This is a genomic window from Micromonospora sp. NPDC047548, from assembly GCF_040642975.1.
Lineage (GTDB): Bacteria > Actinomycetota > Actinomycetes > Mycobacteriales > Micromonosporaceae > Micromonospora.
In genome coordinates this window covers 69,557-94,215 of record NZ_JBEYTI010000024.1, presented here as the reverse complement: position 1 = coordinate 94,215, position 24,659 = coordinate 69,557, and the positions used below count along the sequence as shown (strand labels likewise).

Below are 24,659 nucleotides of genomic sequence, written 5' to 3'. Positions count from 1 at the left end.
GGCGGCGATATGGTGCGAGGATAGAAGAAGCTTGATCATCGTCGGGCTTCGAGTCGTGCCCCGGTTGGACTTTGGGGTCTGGTGGCGCGCTCGAACGGTGCGGGCAATGGGAATCGGTCACCTCGGAGCGCTGCGGAAGTGCTGGTAGCCCATGACGTGCACTTTCCGGGACGGGTTCAGGACGTAGGGCACCACCTTGCCGGTCTCGGCGAAGCCGAGCTTGCGGTAGAAGGCCCGGGCGTGGAGGTTGTCCTCGTGGACGCCTAGCGTCAGCCACGCGGCGTCGGTGTGGTCGCGGGCGAAGCGGATCGCCGTAGCCATCAGGGCAGCGGCAGGTCCAGCCGGGCCGCGGTGCGCCGGGCTGACGTAGACCGCGTAGACGTGGGCGTGGTCGGGGACTTCCGCAAGCGGCGCGGCGGCAGCCATCCCCACCCAGTCGCCTGCTTCATCCATGGCAACGAATGTCGCCGACGAGGCGGAGTCGGCTTCGCGGGCCGCCTGTTGCTGCCAGACGGTGTTGCTGAAGGCGGCCGCCTCGGCGAGCGAGCTGCTGAACGCGATCGGTGAGTCCCGAAGCGCCTCCAGCCGGATGGCTCTCAACGCCCGCCATTCCCCGGAGGCTATGCGGCGTACGCGGTAGATCATGGAACCCACTTCTCGTTGTGCGGCGGAGCCTAACTGTCCGGTGAGGAAGTCTTCCCGGGTGACACGAGATCGAGGTAGGTGGGCCGGCGAGCCTGCTGCGCCTCGCGGACGACCGCCCAGGCGTCGGTCACCGGGCCCACGTGCCCGAGCTTGTCGGGGTTGATCACCGCGCGGATCGCCTGGATCCCCCCGTCGAGAATGTCGAGTGTCCAGGTGTTGAGGACCTTGCCGTCCCGGTCACGGAAGATCGCCCCCGGCTGGCCGTTCACCTCGTGCGGCTCCACGACACCGCCGATCCGGACGAACGGCGCGACGATCGCGGCGAGCACCCGGGCCACGTTCTCGGCGCCGAAGGCGCCCTTGCCCCATCGCGGGGCCTTGCCGCCGCTGTCGCTGACCATCTGAACGTCGGCGGCGAGCAACTCCCGCAGCCCGTCGACGTCTCCCTCCCTGAAGGCGTCGAAGAATCGCTCGGCGAGTTCTTCTCGCTCCCTTCGGTCGGCCTCGAACCGGGGCCGGCCCGCGTCCATGTGGCGGCGCGCCCGAGCCGCGAGCTGGCGGCACGCCGCGTCCGAGCGCCCCACGGTCGACGCGACGTCCGCGAAGCCGAACCCGAACACCTCCCGCAGCACGAAGACCGCGCGTTCGAGCGGGCTGAGCCGCTCGAGCAGCAGCAAGGCTGCCATCGACACCGAGTCGGCCAGCTCCGCCGAGCGCTCCGGGTCGGCGTACGGGTCGGTCAGCAGCGGCTCGGGGAACCACGGCCCGACGTACTCCTCCCGCCGGCGGCGGGCCGACCGCAGGACGTCGATCGAGATCCGGGTGACCACGGCCGAGAGGAAAGCCTTGGTCGACGCGGGCTGTGTCGGGGAGGCCTCCCAGCGCAGCCAGGTCTCCTGGACCGCGTCCTCGGCCTCGCTCACGCTGCCGAGGATCCGGTAGGCGATCGCGAACAGCAGAGGTCGCAGCTCCTCGAAGTCTTCGGTCCGGGTCACGCCAGCTCTTCCTTGAAGCCCTGGCGCCACGAGGGGTAGCGCAGCCGCCAGCCGAGTTCCCGCCTGGCCTTGGCGTTGGAGAAGCCGCGCCCCTCGGTCATCATCGTCACCGCCCATTCCCCGGCCAGCGGCCGGGCCAGCCACTCGGGGACCCGCATCGGTCGCTTCGCCCCTGCGCACGCAGCCAGATAAGGCAGCCACTCGCTGACCGGGGCCGGTTCGTCGTCGACGATGTTGAACACGCCCCTCGCCTGCTGCTCCACAGCCAGGACGGTAGCGCTCGCCGCGTCGTCCAAGTGCACCCACGAGGTGTAGCCGGTGCCGCCCCCGACGAGCGGGAACTGCCGCTTGCGCACCGGCTCGACCAGGTCGTCGGTGGCACCCGGCCCGTAGAACCAGCCGTATCGCAGAACCGCGCCACCAGCCTTGACGACCACGTCCTCGACGTGGCGAATCGCCTCCGCCCCCTTGCGCGCGCTCGTCGCACCCGGGTCCAGCGGGTCCTCCTCGGTCTTCACCCATCCGCCCTCGCGGATGCCGTTCCAGCTGGCGTAGCTCTGCGCCACGAAGTGGGATATGCCGCTCGCCTCGGCCGCCGCCAGCAGGTGATCCGTCCCCTCGGTGCGCAGCCGGTTGGTGGTCGCGAACCACCGATCGGGGTGCTTCATATCGGGCTTGGGGGCGATTGCGGTCATCTGGTGCACGATCACGTCCGGCCGGGCCTCGGCCACGGCCTCACCGACCGACACCGCATCCAGCCCGTCCATCACGACCCCAGATGCGCCCAGCTGCTCCAGCAAACCCAACTTGGCCGCGCTCGTCGTCGTAGCCGTCACCTGGTGGCCCCGGGCCACGAGCTGCGGGACCAACCGCCGCCCCACGACCCCGGCCCCGCCTGCCACGAACACCCGCATGACCATCACCCTTCTGATTCCAGAGCGTGTCTCCGGAACCGAGACGAGACAGCCCGGCCGTCTGTGACATGGGGAGCGAGGAAGGTTGGGGAAGCACGCCGGGATGGGGAACACTGCCCGGACGGCGGCCGATGAATGTTATTGATGCTTGTCGATGACAGGTGCCTTTGTCGCTACCGGCGGGTCGTCTCGCTGCCGGGTCCTGCGGGAGGCGGAGCTGCGCGGTGGTTAGGCTGGACGGATGCAGGGGGCGGTGTCCTGGAGCGACCTCGATGGCTGACGCCGACGACGTCCGTCAGCTGGCGCTGGCGCTGCCTCACGTGGTCGAGATCGACAGTGAAGGCTTCGACTTCCGGGTCGCCGGCAAGGGATTCGTCTGGTCCTACCCAGAGCGCAGACCCGGTACGTCGCGCCTCATCCGGACCGACATCGCGGTGCTGTACGTCGGCGACGAAGCGGAGAAGCAGGCGTTACTCCTCGGCGAGCCCGGGGTTTTCTTCACCACGCCCGCGTATGACGGGATGCCCCTGGTCATGCTGCGGCTGACGCAGGTAAGCGCCGATCGCCTGAAGGAGCTCGTCACCGACGCGTGGCGCATGCGTGCCCCGGACTCGCTCGTCGGTGACCTCAATGACGGCACCGATTCGTTCAGCCCAGATCTGAGCGGAGCCGATCAGTAGGTCGACGTAGCGCTCCTCCGTTGGTCCAAATGGGTAGGGACAGTGACGGGCGCGCGGACGACCGACGCGCACGACCTGCGGCAAATCAGTGCGCTTGGTCAGCTGGCGCCCGCTGATACGGTGCCCAGGTGATCAAGGGCTTGACGGACGCGTACCTCCAAGCGGTGGACGAGGCGCTGCCGGGCTTCGTCGCGAAGCTCTACGTCGTGGGCTCGGCGGCAGTCGGGGCCTGGGTGCCCAACGCCAGCGACGTCGATACGGTCATCGTGACATCACGCGTCGCGAGCCCGCGTGACCTCGCTGCGCTGGAAAAGGTTCACCAGGCCATGCCAGCCAAGCCGCACCTGGACGGCGTGTACCTCGATCAGGCGACGTTCGAGGAGTTCCTCGGTGATCGTCGGGTGGTTCCATTCGTAGTTGATGGCCAGCTCCGCATCGACAAGCCGTGCGGCGAACTGACTCCAGTGCTCTGGCTGACCCTGCAGCGCTACGGCATCCGGGTTCGCGGGCCGGAGGTCGACGAACTCGGCGTACACGTCGACTCGGCGGCGCTGCGCCGGTACAACCTTGAGAACCTTCGTGACTATTGGAAGCCAGCGGTTCCGAGCATCCATCAGGCCGTTGCCGAGCTATCCGCAGACGCTCCAGTGGATGCTTCCGACGTCGCGTGGTGCATCCTCGGTCCAGCCCGGCTGCACTACACGCTCGCCTACGAGGACGTCACCTCGAAGGCCGGCGCCGCAGCGTACCTTGCTGAGATCTTTTCCGAATGGGAATCCTTGGCCCACCGGGCGGTCCAGTGGCGCGCCGGTCAAAAGGAATCGTTCACCGGGGTGGACATGCGGGAAGTCGCTCGCAGCATTGAGGCCGTAACTGACGACGCTTGGAAGCGCTGGGGCGACCAGATCGCCTGAGCCGCAAGGGCCTCGGCCATCAGTCGGGTAGCCCCGCAGCCCCGCATGGTTCAGGCCAGCTCGCGGTCCAGCAAGGTGGGGGAAAGGGCGTGCTGGACGACCATCGCCGCGGCGCCGACGACGCCCGCGTTCGCGCCGGCCTGTGAGGTGACGATGCGCAGGCGTTCGGTGGCCAGCGGCAGCGAGCGACGGTAGATCGACTCCCGCACGCCCGCCAGCAGCATCTCGCCGGCCTGCGCGAGCGCCCCGCCAACCACGATCAGCGACGGGTTGAACAGGCTGACGCCGGCGGCCAGCACCTCGCCGATGTCCCGGCCGGCCTGCCGCACGGCCTGGCCGGCGATCGGGCTGCCGGCCTGCACAAGGGCCACGACGTCGGCGTTGTTCGTCGCGTCGAGGCCGGCGGCGCGCAGCTTCGCGGCGATGGCGGGGCCGCTGGCCACGGCCTCCAGGCACCCGCTGTTGCCGCACCGGCAGTGCACGTCGCCCGCGTGCGGGGCCAGGATGTGCCCGAGGTCGCCGGCCGCGCCGACGTCGCCTCGGTGCAGCTGGCCGTTGCTGATCAGGCCGGCACCGATGCCGGTCGCGACCTTGACGAAGATCATGTGCGCCTCGTCGGGGAAGCAGCGGACGTGCTCCCCGAGCGCCATCAGGTTGACCTCGTTGTCCACCAGGACCGGCACGGCGAAGTCGGCGGCGATCCGCGCGGGCACGTCGTATCCGTTCCAGCCCGGCATGATCGGCGGGTGGGTCGGCTTGCCGGTCGAGTGCTCGACCGGGCCGGGCAGCCCGATGCCGACGCCGGCGACGGGGGCGGTGGGGCCGTGGTTGGCGCGCATCCGTCGCCAGGTGTCGATGAGCAGGCCGAGCACCGTGTCGGGGCCGTCGGCGACGTCCAGCGTGAGCCTCTCGATGGCCAGCGGCTCACCGGTCAGGTCGGCGATGGCGACGGTGGCCTGGGTGGCCCCGACGGCGGCCGCCAGCACCACCCGTGCGCGGGTGTTGAACACGAACCTGCTCGCGGGCCGGCCGCCGGTGACGGCGTCGGTGCCCCAGTCGGTCACCAGCCCGGCGTCCATGAGCGCGTCGAGACGCAGGCGCACGGTCGACCGGGCCAGTCCGGTCTCGGCCGCGAGCTCGGCACGGGTGCGTGCCTGCCCGTCGCGCAGCAGTCGAAGCAGCTCGCCGGCCGACGTCGGGGCGGCGCTTTGCCCGTGGTTCATCCCTCAATTAAAGCGAAGCGGCCGCGTTTCGTCGGCCAACACGTCCGATCTGAGACGTTGATCATCTCAGTACCGGGGACGCCGAGGCAGCTTTTGGTTGACCATCGCCGTAAGTCGGGGTTACCGTCGTCGCATGTCTGTGACCGATCTAATAACGGCGTCTGGTGGGCTCGAATCCGAGCAGCAGACGCTGCGCGTGGCGGTTGTAGGCGCGGGGTTCATGGGGCAGGTGCACGCGGAGGCGGCCCGGCGCGCCGGGGCGAGCGTCGTGGCCGCGGTGGCGTCGCGCCCCGAGGGCGCCGCCGCCGCGGCTCGCGCGGTCGGCGCGGACGAGGGCTACCCGGACCTGGCGACCCTGCTCGACGACGCCGAGGTCGACGTGCTGCATGTGTGCACGCCCAACGCGTCGCACGCCCCCGTCGCCGCCGCCGCGCTCGCCGCCGGCGTGCACATCATCTGCGAAAAGCCGCTCGCCACGGGGAGCGCCGAGGCCGTGGCGCTGGTGGAGGCGGCCGGCGATCGGGTGGCCACGGTGCCGTTCGTCTACCGCTTCCACCCGATGGTGCGCGAGTTGCGGGCCCGGCTGGCCGCGGGCGAGGCGGGCGTCGTCGCCAGCGTGGCCGGCGGCTACCTTCAGGACTGGCTGTCCCGCCCGTCCGACGACGACTGGCGGGTCGACGCCGTGCTCGGCGGGCCGTCGCGGGCGTTCGCCGACATCGGCTCGCACTGGTGCGACCTGTTCGAGTTTGTTACGGGCGACCGGATCGCCCGCCTGTCTGCGCGCACCGCGGTCGTGCACGAGCGCGCCCGCAGGAACGGGAAGCCCACCGAGGACCTGGCCGGCGTCCACTTCACCACCGCCACCGGCATGGTTGGCACGCTGGTGGTGTCGCAGGTCGCCGCAGGTCGCAAGAACCGGCTGCACCTGGAGCTCTCCGGCACCGAGGCGAGCTTCGGCTTCGACCAGGAGGACCCGGAGCGGCTGTGGGTCGGCCGGCGCGAGGGCGGCCAGACGCTGCTGCGTGACCCCGGAACGCTGCACCCCTCCGCCGCCCGCTACGTCCGGCTGCCCGCCGGGCACGCGCAGGGCTACCAGGACTGCTTCGACGCGTTCGTCGCCGACACCTATCGAGCGGTGCGCGGTGAGGGTGTCCCGGACGGCCTGCCCACGTTCGCGGATGGCCTGCGTGCCGTCCGGATCACCGACGCGGTGCTGGCCTCCGCGGCCGCGGACGGAGCGTGGACAGAGGTGCCGGCATGACGCCCGGCATAACGACGAGTGTGCGGCTGACCGGGATCAGCAAGTCCTTCCTCGGCGTGCCGGTGCTGCGCGGTGTGGACCTGGAGCTGCGGGGCGGCGAGGTGCACGCGGTGATGGGCGAGAACGGCGCGGGCAAGTCCACGCTGCTCAAGGTGCTGGCCGGGGTGCACCGGCCAGACGGCGGCACCATCGAGGTCGACGGCGCCGAAGTGTCCTTCGCCAGCCCCACTGACGCGCAGCGGGCCGGCATCGCGATCATCCACCAGGAGTTCACCCTGCTGCCGCACCGCAGCGTCGCCGAGAACGTCTACCTCGGCCGCGAGCCCGTGCGGCGGATGCAGGTCGACCGGCGGCGCATGGTGGCCGACACCCGCGACCTGCTGGACTGGCTCGGCGAGGACGGGATCGATCCGGCCGACGCCGTGTCGTCGCTGTCGGTCGCCCAGCGGCAGGTCGTGGAGATTGTCAAGGCGCTGTCGACCGACGCTCGGGTGCTGGGCATGGACGAGCCGACCGCCGCGCTCGCTGATCACGAGGTCGAGCTGCTGTACGACCTGGTGCGCCGGCTGCGCGAGCGGGGCATCGCGATTCTCTACGTCTCGCACCGCATGCGCGAGGTGTTTGACCTCTCCGACCGGATCACCGTGCTCAAGGACGGCCGGTTCGTCACCTGCGCCCCGACGGGCGAGCTGACCTCGGAGGACCTCGTCCGGCACATGGTGGGCCGTGACCTGGGCGAGTACTACCCGGACCGGGCGGTCCCCGACGACCTCGGGCCGGTCCGCCTCGCCTTGCGCGGCGCCGGCAACGACCGCGTCAGCGACCTGAACCTCGAGGTGCGCGCCGGGGAGATCGTCGGGCTGGCCGGGCTGCAAGGGTCTGGCCGATCGGCGGTCGCGCGCGCGGTGTTCGGCGTCGAGCCGTTCACCCGCGGCTTGTTGGAGGTGGACGGGGTGACACAGCGGGTGACCCGGCCCCGCACCGCGGTGCGGCTCGGGATCGCGCTGGTCACCGAGGACCGCAAGGGGGATGGGCTGGCACTTCGCCAGTCCGTGCGCGACAACACGTTGCTGGTGCGCCGTGCCGCGCTGCGTGGCGCGCGCTCCCGCGCGAGGTCGGACGTGCCGGCGTTGCTCGACGTGGTGACCGTGGTGGCCCGCGGCGAGCACCAGGAGGTGCGCTTCCTGTCCGGCGGCAACCAGCAGAAGGTCGTCCTCGCCAAGTGGCTGGCGGTCGAGCCGAGGGTGCTGGTCGTTGACGAGCCGACGCGCGGCATCGACGTCGGCGCGAAGCGGGCCGTGCACGAGCTACTGCGCGATCTCGCGAAGCGCGGGGTGGCGGTGCTGATGATCTCCTCCGAGCTCCCCGAGCTGATCGGAATGAGCGACCGGATCCTTGTCATGCACGACGGTGCGCCGGCCGGTGAGCTGCCTGCCGGCGCGAGCGAGGGGGCCGTGATGGCGCTGGCCACCGGGCACGGGATCGGTGAGGTGGCGTGAGCACTCTTCAGGAGAACACCTTACCGGTCAAGCAGAAGGCCACGCGGCCGACGGTGCGCCGGCCGTTCACTCCGGCCGTCATCATCTACATCGCACTCGTCGCCCTGCTTGTCGTCGGCAGCGTGCTCGTCGGGCTGCGCGGCGAGGTCCTGCTCGACCAGGGCGGCATCCTCAACATCCTCACCCGGGCCACCGCACTCGGCATCGTCGCAATAGGGCAGACGATGGTGATCCTCACCGGGTCCCTCGACCTGTCCGTCGCCTACCTGGTCGGCCTCACCTCGCTGCTCGCGGCGGAGACGATGGCCGGGCGGGACGGCATGGTCGTGCCCGGCCTGCTACTCGCGCTCGCCGTGGCCGCCGGCGTGGGTCTGGTCAACGGGCTGGTCATCACCGTCCTCAAGGCCAACGCGTTCATCGCGACGCTCGGCGTGGCGCTGATCCTGCGCGGCTACCTCGAGGACAACTACACCGGCCCGGCCGGCGACGTACCGCGCGGCTTCCAGCACCTCGGCTACGACCGGATCGGCCCGGTGCCGATCGCAGCCCTGCTCATGCTGGCCGTCGCCGCGCTGTCCTGGTGGTACCTGTCACGGACCCGCTCCGGCTACCACATGTACGCCGTCGGCGGCGACATCGAGGTGGCACGGCTGTCCGGGGTGCCGACCCGCCGGGTCATCATCACCGCGCACGTGCTGTGCTCGCTCGCCGCCGGCCTCACCGGGATCTACCTCGCCAGCCGGCTCGGCTCGGGCGCCCCGTACGTCGGCACCGACGCCGGGTACGACCTGGAGTCGATCGCCGCCGTCGTGCTCGGCGGGACGCTGCTCGCCGGCGGCCGGGGCGGCATCGTCGGCACCATCGGCGGCGTCCTCATTCTCGCCACCCTGGACACGATCTTCGACGACCTCGAGGTCGACTCGTTCTTCAAGGACGTGGTGCGCGGGATCGTACTCGTCACCGCGGTCGCGCTCTACGCCCGGCGCATGACCGCCAACCGCGCCCGCGGGAGGTTGACATGACCTGGCGTCCCCGCCTGGCCGAGGGCACCGCGCCGGTGCTCGTCGTCCTACTTCTGCTGCTCATCGGCCTCGCGATCGCCGGCCCGGCCTACGACGAGCCGTCCGGCTACCTGGCGCTGCTCAAGCGTGCCGCGCCGCTGATGATCCTCGCGATCGGGCAGTACTTCGTCATCGTCTCCGGCGGGTTCGACCTGTCGGTTGGCGCGCTGGTGACCGCCGGGGTGGTCATCGCGGCCCGGCTTATCGACGGGGATGAGTCCGCAACGGCGGGGGTGATCCTGCTCGTGCTCGGGTTCGGCCTGCTGGTCGGCCTGGTCAACGGGCTGATCACGACGAAACTCCTGGTGCCGTCGTTCATCGTTACGCTCGGCATGCTGCTCGTGCTCGACGGCGCGATCTTCCTGTGGACCGGTGGTGCCCCACGCGGGGCGCTGTCCGCCGGGTTCCGGATGTTCGGGCGCGGCGCCGTGGATGTCCCGGTGCTCGGCGAGGTCCCGTGGTCGGTGCTCATCCTGCTGGCGATCCTGGTGGCCGCGGCGCTGTTCATGCGCGGCGGCACCGGCCGGGCGCTGGTCGCGGTCGGCGACAACGAGGCCGCCGTGCGGCTGTCCGGCGGCCAGGTCGACCGGCTCCGGCTGCTCGCGTTCGTCCTCTCCGGACTGCTCGCCGCGGTCGCCGCGATCCTGCTTGGCGGGTTCGCCGGCGTCTCGGCGCAGGTCGGCAACGGCCTGGAGTTCCGGGCGATCACTGCCGTCGTGCTGGGCGGCGTGCTACTTGGCGGCGGGCGCGGGTCGGTGGTCGCGGCCGCCGCCGGCGCACTGTCCCTGGAGGCCCTGTTCACCCTGCTGAACCTGCTCGGCGTGAGTGGCGCCCTCGAGTCGGCCGTGCAGGGCGTGATCATCATCGCCGCCGTCGCCTACGCCTCCCTCGGCGGCGGTGTGCGGCTGCGGTTGTGGCCGAGACAGCGGAACGCGCGACCCGCGCAAACCGCCTCCTCCTGAAGTCCCCGAGGTTAGTAAGGAGATCAACGATAATGACCAAGAAATTGTCCCTGGTGGTCGTGGCGGGCGCGCTCGCGCTCGCCGGGTGCTCGAGCGACCTGCCCGACGACAAGCCGGCAACCGGCAAGTCATCCAGTTCGGACGCGGGCAAGTCGAAGTTCTTCGACCAGGCCGAGTACAACCGCCAGCTGGCGTTCCGCGACGCCAAGCCGGAAGGCCCGGACGGCAAGCCGTGGGAGCAGATGCTCCAGCCGGAACTGGTCGACACCGCAAAGTTCGCCAAGCCCGGCGGGAACTACACCCTCTGCTTCTCCAACGCCGCGGTGAACAACCCGTGGCGGCAGGTGGGCTACAAGACCATGCAGCAGGAGGTGAAGCTGCACCCGGAGATCACCACGTTCACCGTGCTGGACGCGGAGGCCAAGGACGACAAGCAGATCAGCGACATCCAGTCGCTGTCCGCCAAGAACTGTGCCGCGATCATCATCTCGCCGAACACCACCGCCACGCTGACGCCGGCCGTCGAGCAGGCGTGCGCGACCGGCGTGCCGGTGATCGTGTTCGACCGAGGCGTCAACACCAGCTGCCCGGTCACCTTCATCCACCCCATCGGCGGCTTCGCCTTCGGCGCCGACGGCGCGGAGTTCCTGAAGGAGAAGGTCAAGCCGGGCGGCAAGATCCTCGCCCTGCGCATCCTGCCCGGCGTGGACGTGCTCGAGCAGCGTTGGGCGGCCGCCAACGAGATCTTCGCCGGCAGCGGGCTCAAGGTGGTCGGTGTGGAGTTCACCGACGGTGACGCGGCCAAGACCAAGAGCATCGTGGCTGACTACATCCAGCGCGAGGGTCAGATCGACGGCGTGTGGATGGATGCCGGCGCGACCAGCGTCGCCGCGGTCGAGGCGTTCCAGGACGCCGGGGTCGACGTGCCCGCCATCGTCGGCGAGGACCAGCAGGACTTCCTGCGGCTGTGGGTCGACGAGGGCCTGGCCGCGGTCGCACCGACCTATCCCACCTACCAGTGGCGTACCCCGGTCATCGCCGCGCTGAAGATCCTCAAGGGCGAGCAGGTGCCGAAGGAGTGGGTGCTGCCGCAGCCGCGGATCACCGGCGACAACGTCAAGGAGTACGTCAAGCAGGACATGCCGCCGCTGCACTACGCGATGTGCGGCTGCGAGGACATGCCGGGCTACCCGGGACCGTGGAAGTGAGCGGACATCCGCTCGGGGTCAACACGTGGGTGTGGACCTCGCCGCTGACCGACGCGACCTTGGCCGCCCTCGCGGCCAAGGTCGCGGGGTGGGGCTTCGACGTGCTCGAGCTCCCGGTGGAGAACCCGGGCGACTGGGAGCCGAAGCGGGCCGCCCAGGTGCTCGCCGACCACGGTCTCGGCGCCACCGTGTGCCTCGTGATGCCACCCGGTCGTGAGCTGGCCGCGGCCGACCGGGCCACCATCCGATCCACACAGGATTACCTGTTTGGCGTGGTGGACGCCGCCGCGACGGTCGGCTCGCCGGTGATCGCCGGGCCGGCGTACGCCTCGGTCGGCCGGACCTGGCGGCTGTCGCCGGACGAGCGGGCCGCGGCGTACACGCAGCTGCGGGAGAGCCTTGCCCCCGTCGTCGAGTACGCGGGCGCGGCCGGCGTAACGGTGGCCGTCGAGCCGCTCAACCGCTACGAGACGAGCCTGCTCAACACCATCGGCCAGACCCTCGAGGCGATCGGTGACCTGCCGCACTGCGGGGTCGCGCTCGACCTCTACCACCAGAACATCGAGGAGACGGACATCCCGGCGGCGATCCGCGCGGCCGCCGGCCGGGTGGCACACGTCCAGGTGTGCGGCAACGACCGCGGCACGCCCGGCGCCGACCACCTGGACTGGCCGGCGATCCTCGCCGCGATCGACGAGGCGGGCTACGCCGGCCCGCTGTGCATCGAGTCGTTCACCGCGGAGAACGCGACGATCGCGACCGCCGCCTCCATCTGGCGTTCGCTCGCCGCGAGCCAGGACGCGATCGCCGTGGACGGCCTGAAGTTCCTGCGGGCGGTGATGCCCTAGCGCCGACAGCCACCTCCACACCAGTCCGACGGCGCCGGCACGCCGCACGGTCATGACCACCCCAGTAGTTCCTCGCGTCCCAGGAGGTACCGCATCTCATGAACGTGACCTGGCGTCCCCGGTGGGGACGGTTGTTCGCGATACCAGTCGTCGGCGCGCTCGCGCTGTCCATGCTCAGCGCATCGCCGTCGGCCGCACACGAGGGTACGCACGGCCAAGCCCACGTCCTGATCTTCACCAAGACCACGCAGTTCCGGCACACGGAGGCCATCGAGCAGGGCGTGCCCGTGCTGCAGTCCGCCTTCGCCGAGGCCGGCATCACCTCGCAGCACACCGAGGACTCGTCGATCTTCAACGACGAGGACCTGTCCCACTTCGACGCGCTCGTGATGTTCCAGGCCTCCGGCGACCCGTGGACCGCCGGCGAGAAGGCGGCCATGGAGCGCTACATGAAGGCCGGCCACGGCATCGTCGCCATCCACAACGCGACCGACATGCGCGGCAACTACGCGTGGTGGGACAAGATGATCGGCGCGCTGATGCCCGGGCACGCCGCCACCGGCACCAGCCCCGGGCAGCCCGGCACGGTCCGAGTCGAGGACGATGACCACCCATCCACCGCGCACCTGCCGCAGCGGTGGGAACGCGCCGACGAGTGGTACAACTACTCGCTCAACGTCCGCGGCGACGCGCACGTGCTCGCCACGATGGACGAGACGACGTACACCCCGGGCAGCAACGCCATGGGCTACGACCATCCGATCTCGTGGTGCAAGCCGTACGACGGCGGCCGTGCCTGGATGACCGGCATGGGCCACTTCGGCGCGCACTACACCGGCGAGCCGCGGCTGGTGCAGCACATCGTCGGCGGCGTGAAGTGGGCCGCCGGCATGGTCAAGGGCGACTGCGGCGGCACGGTGTGGGACCAGTACGAGCGGGTCTCGCTGGACCAGAACACCAGCGCCCCGTTTGCCATGGACGTCGCGCCGGACGGCCGGGTCTTCTTCACCGAGCTGGTGCGCGGCCAGATCCGGGTGTACGACCCGCGCACCCAGACCACCTCCACCGCGATCACGATCCCGGTGTACTCCGGCGGTGAGGACGGGCTGCTCGGCATCGCGCTCGACCCGAACTTTGCCCAGAACGGCTACCTCTACATCTACTATTCGCCGGCGAGCACGAACGACAGCGACCCGGCGAACTTCGTCAGCCGGCTGTCCCGGCTCACCGTCGGGCCCGGCTCGCAGATCGACCGCGCCACGGAGAAGGTCCTGCTCGAGGTGCCGGCGCGCCGGCTCCCCGATGAGCCCGGTCACACCGGCGGCGGCCTCGCGTTCGGTCCGGACGGGAACCTCTACCTGAGCGTCGGCGACGACGTGAACCCGCACTCCGAGCCGTCCGGCGGCTACGCGCCGTTGTCCGAACGGGACGGAACGTTCCACGACGCGCGGGCGACCTCGGCCAACACCAACGACCTGCGCGGCAAACTCCTGCGGATCCGCCCCGAGCCGGACGGCACCTACTCCATTCCCGCGGGCAACATGTTCAAGCCGGGCACGGCGAAGACCCGCCCGGAGATCTACGCGATGGGCTTCCGCAACCCGTTCCGGTTCTCGATCGACCCGAAGACCGGGGCCATCGGGATGGCGGACTACTCGCCGGACAACAGCAACGACAACCCGGACCGCGGACCCGCCGGCATCGCCGAGTGGAACCTCATCACCGAGCCCGGCTTCTACGGCTGGCCGCTGTGCATGGGCAACAACGAGCCGTTCCGGGACGTCGACTACCGGACGAGCCCGGTGACGGTCGGCCCGAACTTCGACTGCAACAAGCCGATCAACGACTCGATCCGCAACACCGGCCTGACCGAGCTGCCGCCGGCCAAGCCGGCGCAGATGTGGTACGGCTACAAGCGTTCCTCGGTGCCGTCGGTGATCCCGCAGGGTGGCGGCCTGGCTCCGATGGGCGGCCCGTTCTACAACTACGACCCGAACCTGCAGTCGGACACCAAGTTCCCGGCGTACTACGACGGCAGGCCGTTCTTCTACGAGTGGGCCCGCAACAAGATGTACTCGATCATCCCGAACGGGCAGGGTGGGGTCGAGAAGGTCAACCCGTTCCTGCCGCAGCAGCAGTTCCTCGCGCCGATCGACTCCAAGTTCGGTCCTGAGGGCTCGATGTACGTGCTGGACTGGGGCGGCGGCTTCGGCCGTGACAACCCGAACTCGGGGCTGTACCGGATCGACTACATCTCCGGCTCGCGCTCGCCGACGGCGAAGATCAGCGCCTCGCCGGACTCCGGCCAGGCGCCGCTGCAGGTCCGCTTCGACGGCTCGGGCAGCACCGACCCGGAGAAGGAGCAGCTGCGGTACGAGTGGGACTTCACCGGTGACGGCGTCGTCGACTCCACCGAGCTGAAGCCGACCTTCACCTACACCAAGAACGGCGTCTACAACGCCCGGCTCACGGTGACCGACCCGGCCGGCAAGACCGGGACGACGACGGTGCCGATCACGGTCGGCAACACGCGGCCGAACGTGAAGTTCAACCTGCCGCCCAACGGCGCGTTCTTCGACTTCGGCGACGAGGTGAGCTGGGACCTGTCGGTCAGCGACGCCGAGGACACCCAGATCAACGACGCCGACGTGGTGATCCAGCCGGCGATGGGCCACGACGAGCACGCGCACCCGGCCGAACCGCTGCACGGGCGCACCGGCTCGGTGGTCACCGACCTCGGTGGCGGGCACGGCGAGGACATGAACGTCTTCTACGCGCTCGACGGCCGCTACGCCGACTCGGGCGGTGCGGGTGGCATCCCGAGCCTGACCGGTTCGGACACCACCCTGCTGTTCCCGAAGCAGCGGGAGGCGGAATTCTTCGACAAGTCGTCGAACGTGACGGTCGGTTCGTCGCGGGACGTCGAGGGCCACGCGAACTCCATCACCGGCCAGAACGGCGCCTGGGCGTCGTACGACCCGGTCAACCTGCACAACGTGGACCGGCTGGTCCTGCGCGTGTCGGCCGCCAGCGCGAGCAAGATCGAGCTGCGGCGGGGCGCGCCGGACGGTGAGCTCCTTGGCATCGCGCAGGTGCCGGCGACCGCCAGTGGCGGCTACGTGGACGTCCCGGTCGAGGTGTCCGACCCCGGCGAGACGTTCACCCTGTACGCGGTGTTCCCCGGCGCGGGTGAGCGGCGCCTGAACTTCATCGAGGCCGACGGCAAGGGCGTCTCGCCGACGAGCAAACCGAAGGTCGCGGTGACCTCCCCGACGCCGGCCGACAAGCTGGAGCCGGGCGAGATCCAGGTGACCGCCGACGCGAGCGACTCGAAGAACACGATCACCAAGGTCGAGTTCTTCGTCGACGGCACGTCGATCGGCACCGACACCACGGCGCCGTACTCCATGACCTGGAACGCGCCCAAGGAGAAGCGCTACCAGCTGACCGCGGTCGCGACCAACGACAAGGGCTACCGCACGAAGTCCCGCGTCGTGCAGGTCGAGGTCGGTGACCTCTACGGAGCCTGGCAGACCTACACCAACACCACCGCCGCGTTCGACCGGCCGGACCAGGACACCTGGGTCATCAACGCCGGTGGCGCGAACATGTGGCAGGGAACCGATCAGTACGGCTCGGTGTACCTGCCGGCGGCGGCCGGCAACACCTGGACCGCCACGGTGAAGATCGAGAGCCAGACGAACACGAACAATTCCGCCAAGGCCGGTCTGATCGTCCGCAACGACATCACCCAGCCCGGCAAGTCGCCCGGGTACGCGGCGATGACGCTGCGGGCTGGCTCCGGGTTCGAATGGCTGCGCGACACCGACGGCAACGGCCAGCTCGACGCCAGCACCGGCGCCAGCACGACCAGCTACCCGTCCTGGGTGCGGATCGTGCGGGACGGCGGGAAGTACTACGGGTACTGGAGCAAGGACGGGAAGTCGTTCACCGCGGTCGGCGACCCGGTGACGCTGCCCGGCGCGGCCAGCCCGCAGGACATCGGCCTCGCGGTCACCGCGCACAACGCGTCGGCCACCAGCGAGGTGAAGTTCAGCGGCTTCAACCTGGTCGACCGGGCCATCCACCCGGCACCGCCGGAGACCGCTCCGGGCTGCGCGATCCGCGGCTCGGACAACTTCGACGGTGACACGCTGAACACCAACCGGTGGACCACGGTGCGGAACGCGCCGAACCTGCCGGTGCGGGTCACCAGCGGCGGGCTGGTGCTGCCGGTCACCAACGGTGACATCAACGAGGGTGCCACCGGGCCGATCAGCTACGCCGGTCAGCGCGCCAAGACCGGGCCGTGGACGATCACCACGAAGCTGACGATCGCGCACAACCGCGAGTGGCAGCACGCCGGCCTGCTCATGCACGGCACCGACAACGACTACGTCAAGGTGGCGTTCACCCGCACCTCGTCCGGCGGTCGGGTCATGGAGTTCCAGACCGAGGCCGGCGGGACGCGGACCTGGCACGCCAACGTGGGTGTGCCGGCGGACTTCCCGTCCACCGCGCACCTGCGACTGGTCAGCGACGGTCAGAAGCTGACCGCGGCGTACTCCGCCGACGGCCAGACCTGGACGGCGCTCGCCGGCTCCGCGAACGTCATCCCGAACGCGACCGTCGGCCTCGCGGCCGCCGGGGACACCGGGACGGCGCAGGTCAACGCCGTGTTCGACCACTTCACCATCACGCCGGACGGCACGGACGACGGTGTCCGCGCGCCCAGCGACGAGTTCGAAGGCAGCGCTCTCGACGGCTGCCGGTGGAACGCGGTGGTGCGGTACGACTCGTCGAAGGTCGCGGTGAGCGGCGGTGCGCTGCGCGTCGAGACCCAGCCGGGCGACATCAACGGCACCAACAACGCTTCGCCGCGGAACTTCATCCTGCAGAAGATCCCCGCGGACGTCGCCGGCGGTGACTGGACGATCGAGACCAGGCTGACGCCGACGATGCTGCACAAGTGGCAGCTGGCCGGCCTCATGGTCTACAACAACGACGACAACTACGTGAAGTTCGACGTCCTGGCCAACAACAACGCCGGAACGCCGACCAACCTGCACGCCGAGCTCGTCTCGGAACGCAATGCGCAGTTCGGCAACGGCGGCAACCGGTCGATCGACATCGCCGACTCGTCCGAGAGCGGCTGGTACTACCTGCGGCTGAGCCGGAGTGGGAACACCTACTCGGCCCAGATCAGCGACGGCGGGGTCAACTGGACCTCGCTCGGCCAGCCGGTCACCAACGACGCCGCGATGACCTCGTTCGGCCTGATGGCGATGGGTCCGGAGCAGGTGCAGCCGGTCACGGTCGCGTTCGACTACTTCCGGGTCCTCGACACGGCGGCGCCGAGCCTGACCGTGTCGGTCGGCCCGGCGCAGCCGAACGGCCAGCTCGGTTGGTACATTTCGCCGGCGACGGTCACCGCTTCGGCGAGCGATGACCGCGGCGGCCCGGTCCGCATCGAGTTCGCCCAGGGCGACGGCGCCTGGACGCAGTACCACGAGCCGGTCCGGGTGACCGAGGACGGCCTGCGGGAGCTACGGTTCCGGGCGATCGACGAGGCCGGCAACATCTCCGCGCCGACAGCCTTCTCCCTGCACGTCGACACCACGGCTCCGGTCGTGACCGTCGACGGCGTGGCAAAGGGCGGCAAGTATGACGTCGGCACGTCGCTGCCGATCGTCGCGACGGCACGGGACGCCACGTCGGGCGTCGACTCGGTGGCCCTCCGCCTGGACGGGGTGGCGATCGAGAGCGGTGCGGGTGTCGAGCCCACGGCGGGCGGTCACAAGCTGACCGTCGTGGCGACCGACCTGGCCGGCAACGTCACGGAGGTGACGATCGCCTTCGAGATCGTCGCCACCTACGACAACGCCCAGGCGCTGGTGCGCCGGTACCAGGCGGAGGGTCTGCTCAGCGACGAGCTCGCCGACAACCTGTTCGGCCAGCTCCAGGCGGCCAAGAGTACGGCGGCGGCGAACCGGCCAGACCAGGCCAGGGCTGCTCTGGACCGGTTCGCGGCGGCGGCCAGTACCGCCACCGACGAGTCGGCCCGCACTCAGCTGCTCGCGGCCGGCGCCTACCTGAAGGCCCGCCTGTAGGGAGATGACGGCGGGCCGGTGCCGGCCGGCTCGCGACCGGTGCCGGAGCACGCGTGGCGTGCTCCGGCACCTCGTCTTCTTTGGTGGCACAGTGCAGTGACCGTGGCGGCTTGACGGGCAGGTCACCGCGTCCCGCGGGTCTTGGGCAGGTTGGACTGGGCGACCTTGCGGCAGTCCTTCTGGTCGCCGATCGCCCCCGGCCCGAGCCGCTCCAGCTCGGCGCGGGCCCGGGAGCGGCCCAGGTTCCACGCGTACCAGGGGTCCGGCTCGGCGAGGTCGTCGTCGATCCAGCCCAGCGTGCAGCGGCGTACCCGGTCCGGCAGCGTGGCCAGGGCGGGCGTGGCGTCGGCGGAGAGTGCCCGCAGGTACCAGGCGTCGATCTTGCCGGTCTGCTCGTAGCGGGCGACGTTGCGGCGGGCCGCGTAGTCCTCCGGGTTGAGCACGGCCAGGCTCAGCAGCATCACGACGGCCAGGGCCACGGTCGTGCCGGGAATCCACCGCCCCCACCACCGCATGCCGGCCGCCAGGATCATCAGGAACACCGCCCCGAGCAGCAGCTCGAACGCCATCACGAAGATTCGTTCACCGGTGTAGCTGTAGACCTTCTGGTACGTGTACATCCGGGACAGCGCCGACACCACGATCACCACGCTGAGCGCGCTGAGCAGGCCGAGCAGCACCCGCAGCAGGACGCGCTCCACCGGGCGGTCCCGACGCGCCCAGCGGGTCACCCCACCGAGCACGGCCAGGGTCAGCAGGGTGACGGTGAGCAACTGCCAGAAGCCGCTGCGGGCGTATTCGGCGTAGCTGAGGCCGGCGGTGCGCAGGACGTGCCGCTGGCCGCCGAAGAGCACGGTGAACTGCACGGCCACGAAGCCGCCGAAGAGCGCGGTCAGCGCGCCGATGGCCGGTGCCCACTCCAGGATGCCGAGCCGGCGTTCGGCCGCCCTGTCGATCGTGGAGAGGTCCGGCGGGGCGGCCAGGGTGTAGACGGCGGCGACCGCGATCAGGCCGCCCACCGCCGCCAGGAAGACCCCGCGGAACAGGCTGCCGACCTCGACCTGCGGCCCCATCGTGTTGAGCACCTCGGAGAAGGCGGCGTCGGCCGAGGAGAGCAGGCCGCCGAAGACCAGCAGCACCAGCACGGTGGCGACCGCCGACCAGACCACCCGCCGGACCGCCCCCGCGTCGGGGGCGGCCTGGACATGGCGGCGTATCCAGGGCAGCCCGCGGAACGCCGCGAACGGGGTCGCGACCAGGCTGAACAGGATCGAGCGGACGAGTCTGCCGCCGACGATCGCGAGCGCCGCGCAACCCAGCGCGCCGAGCACGCAGAACGTCACCAGCCACCAGGCGTTACGGAAGGCCAGCACGGACAGCAGCGCCAGGGCCGCCGCCGCCCAGCCGGCCCGGACCAGGCGCTCGGTGCGCGGCAGCGCCGCGGTGTGCCGCCTGACCCCGACCAGCACCGCGACGGTCAGGGTGAGCCCGCCGAGGAACCAGCCGATGCCGACTCGGCTCAGCGGCACGAAGGCCGCCACGCCCAGCGCCGCGGCGAGCACCGCGCCGGGCGCCGCCCAGCCGGTGGCCGGCTTCGGGCCCGGCCAGCGGGTCTGGAGGAAGGTGGGCCGCGGTGGCTGCCGCTGGAAGCCGCCCGGGGCCACCCGGGGCGGCAGCGACTGCATCCCCGGCCAGGCGACCGGCGGCGCCGGGGTGAGGGGCGCGGCGCCGGGTGGGAAAGCTGCGCTCGCCGGGCCGGCCGGGACGGCGCCGGGTGGGGAGGTTCCGCTCGGCGCGGCGGCGGGGACGGCACCGGGCTGCGGCGGTGCGGTGGAGGGGGCCGGGGGCTGGGACGTCCCGCCCTGCCAGGCGGGGACACCGGCCGTCCGGGCGTCCGCCTGCTGCGGGTCGCTCGACGCGGCGGACGTCGACGACGCGGCGGGGCCCGTGGCCGGAACGTCCTCCGTGCGCTGCGTGGGGACCGGCCTGCCTTCCCGCAGACCCCCGTCGGTCGGTGCCGGGGTGGTCGCGCCGGTGGCCGTCGTTGCGGGTACCGGCGTTGTCGTCGGGGTGGTGGACGGTCCGTCGGTGGCCGGGAGTGCCACGTACGCGGGTGTGGTGGTCGTGACGGCCGGCCGGCCCGCCGAGCCGGCTCCCTGCTCGGAGGCCTCAGGCGGCACCAGCGGTACGAACACTGCGAAGCCCCGGGTTCCCGGCGGGACGCTGACCGGGATGGCCCAGGCGGGTTGCCCCTCCTGGCCCGGCCAGACGAGCCCGGGTGGCGCGCCCTCGGTGGTGGGCATGACCAGCAGGTACGGCGTCCCCGCCGCGGGTGGTGGGCTTCCCGGTGGCGCGGCGGCTTCGGGGGAGTCTGCTGTCGGTGGCGACTCGGACACGACACGCTCCTTGAGCATCCAGAGGTGCGGTCACTGTAGAGGCAACCCCGGTCGTCCGCCGCCCCGTCAGCGGTGGATCAGCAGCGTCGACGTCTGCGCCGACAACCTCGGCTCCAGCACGCCGGCCACCGCCGCAGCTGGTGAGTGCCGACGCTGCGGACTCGGACCGCTGACGGTCCGGACGTCGCCGAGCGGGTCCGCGACGTCGGCCTGGTGAGTCGTTCACGTCATCAGGTCCACAGCGCGCGACGACCAGCGGGCGGTCGACCCGCCACGGTCGGCGCGGACCCGGTCCGCGGCCGGACGGCGCGGACCCGGCCCGACGACCACGGTGCGGCTCAGCCGAGCAGGCGGTCGATCTCGGCCAGCTCCTCGGCGGTGAAGTTGAGGTTCTGCACCGCGGCCACGTTCGTCTCCAGCTGCGCCACGCTGCTCGCGCCGATGATCAGGCTGGTCATCCGCGGGTCGCGCAGCGCCCAGGCGAGGGCGAGCTGGGCCAGGGTCTGCCCCCGCCGCTCGGCCACCTTGCCCAGCTCCCGGATCGTGGCCAGCTTCTCCTCGGTCAGGTCGCTCTCGTTGAGGAAGACGCTGGTGCGGACCCGGGAGTCCGCCGGGATGCCGGCGAGGTAACGGTCGGTGAGCAGGCCCTGGGCCAGTGGGCTGTACGCGATGCAGCCGGCGCCGACCTCCTCCAGCGTGTCCAGCAGGCTGTCGTCCTCGGTCCAGCGGTTGAGCATTGAGTAAGACGGCTGGTTGATCAGCAGCGGCGTGCCCAGGTCACGCAGGATCGCCGCGGCCCGGGCGGTCTGCTCCGAGTCGTAGTTGGAGATGCCGACGTAGAGCGCCTTGCCGGAGCGGACGATGGCGTCGAGCGCGCCCATCGTCTCCTCCAGCGGGGTGTCCGGGTCGAAGCGGTGCGAGTAGAAGATGTCGACGTAGTCCAGCCCCATCCGGCGCAGCGACTGGTCCAGCGACGAGACCAGGTACTTGCGGGAACCCCACTCGCCGTACGGGCCGGGCCACATCAGGTAGCCGGCCTTGCTGGAGATCACCAGCTCGTCCCGGTACGGCTTCAGGTCCGTCGCCAGCAGCCGGCCGAAGTTCTCCTCGGCGGCGCCGGGCGGTGGGCCGTAGTTGTTGGCCAGGTCGAAGTGGGTGACCCCGAGGTCGAACGCCCGGCGGACGATGTCCCGCTGCCGCTCGAAGGGCCGGTCTGGGCCGAAGTTGTGCCACAGGCCGAGGGAGATGGCGGGCAGCCGCAGGCCGCTGCGCCCGCTGCGCCGGTAGGTCATCGTGTCGTAGCGGTCGTCCGCGGCGAGGTAGGTCACGATCATGAGCGTAACTTCCCGCCAGGTCCACCGCCGTGGTCCGCCCTGCTCGTTTCTGCGGTCAGCCGGTGGACGCCAGGGCGTCGAGGTGGGCCCGGATGACTGCCCTGCTCCGGTCGGGGCTCTCGCCGTGCAACGTCAGGTGCAGGATCAGTCCGTCGACCAGGGCGTAGAGCCGGTGGGCATTCAACGGGCGGTCGACGCCGGGTCGGGCCACCCGGTCGACGATGGTGGTGAAGGCCCGCAGGAGCAGCTGGTGCATCTCTCCGCTGAGCGCCCCGAGTTCCGGGTCGACCATCGACTGGGCGGAGAAGGCCAGCCACACCTGACACTCGGCGAGCCGTTCGGCGTCCAGGGGAAGCATCTCCGCTATCACCCGTTCGGCCACGTCCACCGGGTCGCCCGTGCCGTCGATCGCCTCGATCCGGGCCTGGATCCGCTCCGCCACCAGGCGCATGGCGAACACCGTCAGCTGCGACTGGGACGCGAACGAGTTGCGCAGCGATCCGGTCGACAGGCCGGCCTCCTGGGCGACGTTGCGCACGGAGGCGTGGGCGAGTCCCTCCCGGCGGACGACCCGCCAGACGGCCTCGGCGAGCGCGGCACGTCGGGCGACGCTGTCCACGATTTTCGGCATACCTCTTTTTAGCACAGTCGTGTTACGTTGCTTCCGTGGCACAGTCGTATCAAATAACGCTCGTCGAGATCGGTGCGAGCGCAGGGGCAGAGGCCGTCGTGCTCGCGCTGCTCGTCTGGGCCCTCACCCGGCACTCGGCGCCGGACATCGCCGGGCGGGCCCCGGCGGTTCCGACCGCTCGCCGCGAGACGATCGGTGTCCTGGCGTACGGGCTGACGGCCCAACTGCTCGGAGCGGCCATCGGCATCGCGCTGGGATGGCACCCGATCAGCTTCCACCTGGCAGGGACACTGATCGGCGGCCATGAGCCCATCGGGATCCCTGAGGCGCTCGGCTGGTGCGCCTACAACCTCACCGTGTACGCGGTCGCGCCGTACCTGTGGTTCCGCCGCCGCTACGACCGCACCGCACTGTGCCTGCGCAGCTCCGACCGACGTCGCGATCTCCTCGTCATCGGCGTCGTCCTGGCGTTCAGCACGGTCAGCCAACTCGTCGGCCTCAGTGCCGCGATCCTGGCCCTGGACCCTCGCCAGCTCACGCTCGGGATACCCCTCACCTTCACCCTGTACCTGCTCGGCACCGGCCTGCCGACGCTCGTCTTCGTGCAGGCGATCCTGGTACCGCGATTCGCCCGGCTGACCGGCACCTCGGGCGCCGTGCTCCTGGGCGGCCTGACGTACGCCGCACTGCACCTCGGCGATGCCTGGGCCCGGTTCGAAACGGTCGAGCAGGCCGTCACCTCGATCGGGCTGGTGCTGCTGGTCTACACGTTCCCCGGCATGTTCAAGGCGTTCCTCACCGTCCGGACCGGCAATGCCTGGGTGCACCTGTGGGCCTACCACGCCATCGCGCCGCACACGCTGATCGACACCCCGTGGATCGTGCGGGTCTTCCGGATCTAGTGCGCACGATGAGCGCCGCGGTGCCGGTGCTGGTGTCGCGGCGTGCGTCCAAGATGGGAGCCAACACCGGTGCCCTGCCGGACTATCCGGGTAGCGTCGAATCATGCGATACATCCCGCTGGAGACCCTCAAGCCCATTTCCAAGATCGGTCTCGGTACCTGGCAGTTCGGCTCCCGGGAGTGGGGGTACGGCCCCGACTACGAGCGCCTCGCGGCGGACATCGTCCGGCGGGCGCTCGACCTCGGCGTCACCCTCTTCGACACCGCCGAGCTGTACGGCTTCGGCCGCAGCGAGCGGATCCTCGGTGCCGCCCTCGGTGCCGACCGGGAGAAGGTCGTGGTGGCCAGCAAGATCTTCCCGGTGCTGCCGATCGCCCCGGTGGTGCAGCAGCGGGCGATCGCCTCGGCGGCCCGGCTCGGCGTCCGCGGCATCGACCTCTACCAGGTGCACCAGCCCAACCCGGTGGTCGCCGACGCCACCACCATGCGCGGCATGCGGGCGTTGCAGGACGTCGGCCTGGTCGCCGAGGTCGGGGTGAGCAACTACACCCTGCGCCGCTGGCAGTTCGCCGAGGCGGCGCTGGGCCGGCGGGTGCTGAGCAACCAGGTCCGCTACAGCATGGTCGACCGGGGTCCCGAGAAGGACCTGATCCCGTACGCCGAGCAGGCCGGCCGGATCGTCATCTCGTACAGCCCGCTCGCGCAGGGCTTCCTCTCCGGCCGGTACGACCCGAAGCACCCGCCGAGCGGGGCGGTGCGCCGGGCCAACCCGTACTTCCTGCCGGAGAACCTGGCCCGCGGCGCCGCCCTGATCGCGACGCTGCGCGAGGTGGCCGACGCGCACGACGCCACCCCCAGCCAGATCGCGCTGGCCTACCTGCTGCACCACCCGAACGTGGTGGCCATCCCCGGCGCGTCCGGCGTGGAGCAGATGGAACGAAACGCGGCCGCCGCCGAGATCGACCTCACCGACGACGAGTATGCCGCCCTGGCCACCGCCGCCCGGCAGTTCCAGCCGGTCACCGGCCTGGCCGCGGTGCCGAAGCTGATCCGCGCTCGAGCGGGGAAGTGAGCAG

At 70.7% G+C, this 24,659-nt stretch carries 18 protein-coding genes; 11 read left to right on the top strand and 7 right to left on the bottom strand.

Annotation, left to right across the window (positions count from 1 at the left end):
- Positions 1-117: 117 nt before the first annotated feature.
- Genes ABZ807_RS22665 through ABZ807_RS22655 form a run of 3 tightly spaced genes read right to left on the bottom strand, consistent with a single transcriptional unit; the run spans position 118 to position 2,554 of the window.
- Positions 118-645, bottom strand: coding sequence for a GNAT family N-acetyltransferase (locus tag ABZ807_RS22665; protein WP_357161311.1), 528 nt, complete (start codon positions 643-645; stop codon positions 118-120).
- A 29-nt stretch (positions 646-674) separates the two neighbouring features.
- On the bottom strand, positions 675-1,640 hold the full coding sequence (locus tag ABZ807_RS22660; protein ID WP_357161308.1) for an RNA polymerase sigma-70 factor: 966 nt from the start codon (positions 1,638-1,640) through the stop codon (positions 675-677).
- Entirely contained in the window at positions 1,637-2,554 is a 918-nt protein-coding gene (locus ABZ807_RS22655; RefSeq protein ID WP_357161305.1) for an NAD(P)-dependent oxidoreductase, read from the bottom strand. The genes ABZ807_RS22660 and ABZ807_RS22655 overlap by 4 nt, the downstream gene beginning before the upstream one ends.
- 272 nt (positions 2,555-2,826) lie before the next feature.
- Between ABZ807_RS22655 and ABZ807_RS22650 the strand changes: the two genes are divergently transcribed.
- Both ABZ807_RS22650 and ABZ807_RS22645 read left to right on the top strand, forming a co-directional pair.
- Positions 2,827-3,234 carry an MmcQ/YjbR family DNA-binding protein gene (locus tag ABZ807_RS22650; RefSeq protein WP_357161302.1) on the top strand — a complete coding sequence of 136 codons (408 nt, stop codon included), beginning with the start codon at positions 2,827-2,829 and terminating at the stop codon, positions 3,232-3,234.
- Between the two features lie 128 nt (positions 3,235-3,362).
- Positions 3,363-4,148 (top strand): nucleotidyltransferase domain-containing protein, encoded by a 786-nt coding sequence (locus ABZ807_RS22645; RefSeq protein WP_357161299.1) that lies wholly within the window; start codon positions 3,363-3,365, stop codon positions 4,146-4,148.
- 50 nt (positions 4,149-4,198) lie between these two features.
- Here the strand turns inward: ABZ807_RS22645 and ABZ807_RS22640 are convergent, their stop codons facing one another.
- Positions 4,199-5,371 carry an ROK family transcriptional regulator gene (locus tag ABZ807_RS22640; RefSeq protein WP_357161297.1) on the bottom strand — a complete coding sequence of 391 codons (1,173 nt, stop codon included), beginning with the start codon at positions 5,369-5,371 and terminating at the stop codon, positions 4,199-4,201.
- Positions 5,372-5,504: 133 nt separating this feature from the next.
- Here ABZ807_RS22640 and ABZ807_RS22635 point away from each other — a divergent pair, with 133 nt between their 5' ends.
- From ABZ807_RS22635 to ABZ807_RS22605, 7 genes are all read left to right on the top strand, one after another.
- The gene (locus ABZ807_RS22635; RefSeq protein ID WP_357161295.1) at positions 5,505-6,632 is read left to right on the top strand and encodes a Gfo/Idh/MocA family oxidoreductase; all 1,128 of its coding nucleotides are present in this window, start codon (positions 5,505-5,507) and stop codon (positions 6,630-6,632) included.
- Positions 6,629-8,131 (top strand): sugar ABC transporter ATP-binding protein, encoded by a 1,503-nt coding sequence (locus ABZ807_RS22630; protein WP_357161292.1) that lies wholly within the window; start codon positions 6,629-6,631, stop codon positions 8,129-8,131. The genes ABZ807_RS22635 and ABZ807_RS22630 overlap by 4 nt, the downstream gene beginning before the upstream one ends.
- Positions 8,128-9,153 (top strand): ABC transporter permease, encoded by a 1,026-nt coding sequence (locus ABZ807_RS22625; protein WP_357161289.1) that lies wholly within the window; start codon positions 8,128-8,130, stop codon positions 9,151-9,153. The genes ABZ807_RS22630 and ABZ807_RS22625 overlap by 4 nt, the downstream gene beginning before the upstream one ends.
- Complete coding sequence (locus ABZ807_RS22620) at positions 9,150-10,154, top strand: ABC transporter permease (protein WP_357161286.1); 1,005 nt, start codon at positions 9,150-9,152, stop codon at positions 10,152-10,154. Before ABZ807_RS22625 ends, ABZ807_RS22620 begins: the two co-directional genes overlap by 4 nt.
- Before the next feature lie 32 nt (positions 10,155-10,186).
- Complete coding sequence (locus ABZ807_RS22615) at positions 10,187-11,362, top strand: ABC transporter substrate-binding protein (protein ID WP_357161283.1); 1,176 nt, start codon at positions 10,187-10,189, stop codon at positions 11,360-11,362.
- A complete protein-coding gene (locus ABZ807_RS22610) occupies positions 11,359-12,210 on the top strand; it encodes a sugar phosphate isomerase/epimerase family protein (RefSeq protein WP_357161280.1) in 852 nt (283 codons plus the stop codon). The genes ABZ807_RS22615 and ABZ807_RS22610 overlap by 4 nt, the downstream gene beginning before the upstream one ends.
- Before the next feature lie 98 nt (positions 12,211-12,308).
- On the top strand, positions 12,309-18,320 hold the full coding sequence (locus ABZ807_RS22605; protein ID WP_357161277.1) for a ThuA domain-containing protein: 6,012 nt from the start codon (positions 12,309-12,311) through the stop codon (positions 18,318-18,320).
- A 122-nt stretch (positions 18,321-18,442) separates the two neighbouring features.
- Here the strand turns inward: ABZ807_RS22605 and ABZ807_RS22600 are convergent, their stop codons facing one another.
- The 3 genes from ABZ807_RS22600 to ABZ807_RS22590 all read right to left on the bottom strand — a co-directional run bounded on the left by ABZ807_RS22600 (position 18,443) and on the right by ABZ807_RS22590 (position 22,669).
- A complete protein-coding gene (locus ABZ807_RS22600) occupies positions 18,443-20,716 on the bottom strand; it encodes a DUF4153 domain-containing protein (RefSeq protein WP_357161274.1) in 2,274 nt (757 codons plus the stop codon).
- A gap of 338 nt (positions 20,717-21,054) precedes the next feature.
- Positions 21,055-22,050 (bottom strand): L-glyceraldehyde 3-phosphate reductase, encoded by a 996-nt coding sequence (gene mgrA / locus ABZ807_RS22595; RefSeq protein WP_357161271.1) that lies wholly within the window; start codon positions 22,048-22,050, stop codon positions 21,055-21,057.
- A gap of 55 nt (positions 22,051-22,105) precedes the next feature.
- Positions 22,106-22,669: a TetR family transcriptional regulator C-terminal domain-containing protein gene (locus ABZ807_RS22590; RefSeq protein WP_357161268.1), complete on the bottom strand. Its 564-nt coding sequence runs from the start codon at positions 22,667-22,669 to the stop codon at positions 22,106-22,108.
- A gap of 47 nt (positions 22,670-22,716) precedes the next feature.
- Here ABZ807_RS22590 and ABZ807_RS22585 point away from each other — a divergent pair, with 47 nt between their 5' ends.
- Together ABZ807_RS22585 and ABZ807_RS22580 are read left to right on the top strand one after the other, a co-directional pair.
- Positions 22,717-23,583, top strand: coding sequence for a hypothetical protein (locus tag ABZ807_RS22585; protein WP_357161265.1), 867 nt, complete (start codon positions 22,717-22,719; stop codon positions 23,581-23,583).
- A 103-nt stretch (positions 23,584-23,686) separates the two neighbouring features.
- On the top strand, positions 23,687-24,655 hold the full coding sequence (locus ABZ807_RS22580) for an aldo/keto reductase (protein ID WP_357161262.1): 969 nt from the start codon (positions 23,687-23,689) through the stop codon (positions 24,653-24,655).
- Positions 24,656-24,659 lie beyond the last annotated feature (4 nt).

What these genes read in the sequence shown, in the direction of transcription:
- ABZ807_RS22665 (WP_357161311.1), bottom strand. Translation starts at nt 645, where the DNA reads ATGATCTACCGCGTACGCCGCATAGCCTCCGGGGAATGGCGGGCGTTG.
- ABZ807_RS22655 (WP_357161305.1), bottom strand. Translation starts at nt 2,554, where the DNA reads ATGCGGGTGTTCGTGGCAGGCGGGGCCGGGGTCGTGGGGCGGCGGTTG.
- ABZ807_RS22650 (WP_357161302.1), top strand. Translation starts at nt 2,827, where the DNA reads ATGGCTGACGCCGACGACGTCCGTCAGCTGGCGCTGGCGCTGCCTCAC.
- ABZ807_RS22640 (WP_357161297.1), bottom strand. Translation starts at nt 5,371, where the DNA reads ATGAACCACGGGCAAAGCGCCGCCCCGACGTCGGCCGGCGAGCTGCTT.
- ABZ807_RS22635 (WP_357161295.1), top strand. Translation starts at nt 5,505, where the DNA reads ATGTCTGTGACCGATCTAATAACGGCGTCTGGTGGGCTCGAATCCGAG.
- ABZ807_RS22630 (WP_357161292.1), top strand. Translation starts at nt 6,629, where the DNA reads ATGACGCCCGGCATAACGACGAGTGTGCGGCTGACCGGGATCAGCAAG.
- ABZ807_RS22620 (WP_357161286.1), top strand. Translation starts at nt 9,150, where the DNA reads ATGACCTGGCGTCCCCGCCTGGCCGAGGGCACCGCGCCGGTGCTCGTC.
- ABZ807_RS22615 (WP_357161283.1), top strand. Translation starts at nt 10,187, where the DNA reads ATGACCAAGAAATTGTCCCTGGTGGTCGTGGCGGGCGCGCTCGCGCTC.
- ABZ807_RS22605 (WP_357161277.1), top strand. Translation starts at nt 12,309, where the DNA reads ATGAACGTGACCTGGCGTCCCCGGTGGGGACGGTTGTTCGCGATACCA.
- mgrA (WP_357161271.1), bottom strand. Translation starts at nt 22,050, where the DNA reads ATGATCGTGACCTACCTCGCCGCGGACGACCGCTACGACACGATGACC.
- ABZ807_RS22580 (WP_357161262.1), top strand. Translation starts at nt 23,687, where the DNA reads ATGCGATACATCCCGCTGGAGACCCTCAAGCCCATTTCCAAGATCGGT.